Source organism: Yoonia sp. (assembly GCF_036007805.1).
Lineage (GTDB): Bacteria > Pseudomonadota > Alphaproteobacteria > Rhodobacterales > Rhodobacteraceae > Yoonia.
Genome location: NZ_DASYOK010000174.1, coordinates 1 through 2447, shown reverse-complemented (window position 1 = coordinate 2447; position 2447 = coordinate 1). Strand labels below are relative to the sequence as shown.

General features: G+C 60.6%; 5 protein-coding genes. All 5 read left to right on the top strand.

Features of this window, described 5'->3' with window-relative positions; genetic code table 11:
• Positions 1–291: hypothetical protein (locus VGP75_RS10190; RefSeq protein WP_327543559.1), on the top strand; the 291-nt coding region annotated here is incomplete at its 5' end.
• Positions 291–1478 (top strand): phage-derived integrase/recombinase RecT, encoded by a 1188-nt coding sequence (recT, locus tag VGP75_RS10185; RefSeq protein WP_327543558.1) that lies wholly within the window; start codon positions 291–293, stop codon positions 1476–1478. The genes VGP75_RS10190 and recT, both read left to right, overlap by 1 nt.
• Before the next feature lie 3 nt (positions 1479–1481).
• Positions 1482–1778 (top strand): hypothetical protein, encoded by a 297-nt coding sequence (locus VGP75_RS10180; protein WP_327543557.1) that lies wholly within the window; start codon positions 1482–1484, stop codon positions 1776–1778.
• Positions 1775–2041 (top strand): hypothetical protein, encoded by a 267-nt coding sequence (locus VGP75_RS10175; protein WP_327543556.1) that lies wholly within the window; start codon positions 1775–1777, stop codon positions 2039–2041. The genes VGP75_RS10180 and VGP75_RS10175 overlap by 4 nt, the downstream gene beginning before the upstream one ends.
• A partial coding sequence (locus VGP75_RS10170; RefSeq protein WP_327543555.1) for a NinB/YbcN family protein occupies positions 2041–2447 on the top strand: 407 nt, incomplete at its 3' end. The genes VGP75_RS10175 and VGP75_RS10170, both read left to right, overlap by 1 nt.

Sequence of the window (2447 nt, the reverse complement as noted above, 5' to 3'; positions counted from 1 at the left end):
ATGGCGGCAGCGCAGGCCGAGGCAGCACAGAAGGAAGCCGCGAAGCTGGACACGGCAGCGACCCGCGCAGGGAAGGCCAAGGCCAACGTCGGCAGCGCCACAGGCGGCGGTCGCAGCATGGCGCTGCGCACCGTGACCACGGCGCATCTCGACAACCTCAATCTGGTCTACCGTCATTTCCACGAACACCCCGACGTGCGCGACGTGTTGCAGCGTCTCGCCAATGCAGCAGTCCGCGCCGGTGTTGAAGTGCCCGGCACCACGAAGCTCGAAACGAAAGCAGCCGCATAATGAACCAAGCCCTTGCAAAAACCCCTTTGACGCAGGTTTCTAACGTCAAGCACCTGCTGGTGAACGACAACGCCAAGGCGCAACTTGCCGCCGTGGCCGCCCGCCACATGAACCCCGAACGCCTCATGCGCGTCACTGCAAATGCGATCCGCACCACACCGAAGCTGCAAGAGTGCGATCCTATCTCTTTTCTTGGCGCGCTGATGCAATGCGCGGCTCTCGGATTGGAGCCGAACACTGTCATGGGCTTTGCCTACATGATCCCGTTCAAGAACAACAAGAAGGGCATCACGGAGGTTCAGTTGATCGTCGGCTATCGCGGGCTGATCGACCTTGCCCGCCGGTCGGGCCACATCACCACGATCAGCGCGCATATTCACTACAGCGACGACATTGAATGGGTCTATCAGGAGGGGTCAGACCCGAAGCTGGTGCATGTTCCGGGCGATCAGGAAGGCCAGCCCCTTCATGCCTACGCCGTGGCGCAATTCCGCGATGGTGGCTTTGCCCAGATCGTCCTGCCGTGGAAACAGGTAATGAAGATCCGCGACGGTTCGCAGGGCTGGCAAACCGCTGTCAAATTCGGATCGACCAAGAACAGCCCTTGGTTCACGCATGAAGCCGCGATGGCGAAGAAAACCGCGATCCGCGCGCTTGCCAAATACCTGCCGCTCTCGGTCGAGTTCCAAGACGCGATCCAGATCGACAAGGATGGCGGCGCACAGGTGGACTATGCTGGTTTCGCGCTGAACCCAGATCAGGGCGGCCCGATCATCGAGGGCGAAGCCGTTGATTCCGACGAGGACGTGCCGGAGCCGGAACAGGAGCGCAAGGCGGAACCCGTCAAGCAGCAAGCCAAGCCCGCGCACAAGGCTGAAACCAAGCCGCGTGATGCCGTAAGCTACACCGAGGCCGAAGAAGTCACGCAGGAGCAGGCCAAGCCCGCGCAGAAGGCGGCAGGGGCCGAGCCGGCGCCCGCAGCGACAACCGAGGCCGAGGCTGTTGCCAGCTTCGAGAAGCACAACAAGACCTTTAACCGGATCATGGACGAATTGCTGTCTGGGGCGATGGTCGATGATGTGCGCGCCAACTTTGCCGCCGATTTAGCCGCGATGGAGCAGGCCGAGCCGAAGCTGCGCGAAAAGATCGAGGCCGAGCTGGCCGAGTTCAAAGCGCAGGAGGGTTGAGGCATGGCAAGATCAAAACTCGATAGCCTGATCTTCATTGACGCGACCGGCGACGCAAAAGCGCACGCGGAGGCGCTGGAAAAGGCGGTCAAATCTGCGGCAGCCGGAGACAACCTTGTCTACGCCAAGTTTGTGAAGAACCTTTCCGGCCTCAAGGCGACAGGAGCCAAGGCGCTTGATCTGGCCGAGCGTGGGCTTGTTAGCCTCACCACGATCAAAGCGCAGAAAGACCCTACCCTATGGCACTACGTCGCCCAGCGGTCGAAGCGGAAATACGAGAAAAAGGGCGGTGACAAATGAGCGCCATTGACGCCCTGAACAAGAGTATCGCCACGACTGCGACCGGCTATGCCGTTGTGCTGAATGGCGCGCTAGACGCAACCTCCACCAGTGCCAGCAGAAAGAGCGCCGCCATGAAGGGGCTTGTTGCGTCGGGGGTGCCTGCTTTCGCCGTGATGCTGTTGGATTGCGACAAAGACGGCTGTGACTGCGTTGAAAAGGCTTTTTTGGCCGAGGTAGCAGGCAGCCGCATCGTCGCCGTCAAGGTCGAGGTATCCGAGTGATGCTTACGATCTGGGGCCAGCGCAAAGGCTACACGATCCAGCCCTTCCGGGCGCATATGGAGGCGCTTGAATCCATACCGGAAGGCGCGCGGCTGCGGATCAGCATAGACGAGGACCGGAATGGCCGGTTTTCGTCGCTTTTTCACGCGATGCTGGGGAAGGTGGCGAAGGCGATAAATCGCGGCCCGGCAAAGACTTCTGTGACAGACCTCAAAAAGTGGGTGAAGCTCAAGCGGGGTTGGTATCGCGTTGTCGATCTTCCAACGCCGGGACCGGGCGGCGAAACCGTCGCGATTGATTACCAGTCCACAGCCTTTGACCAGATGGGGGACGGGGAGTTTCACCAATTCGCCGGTGACGCCGTGGATCTTATCGCGTCCGAGCTTGCCCCGTGGATCACGCAATC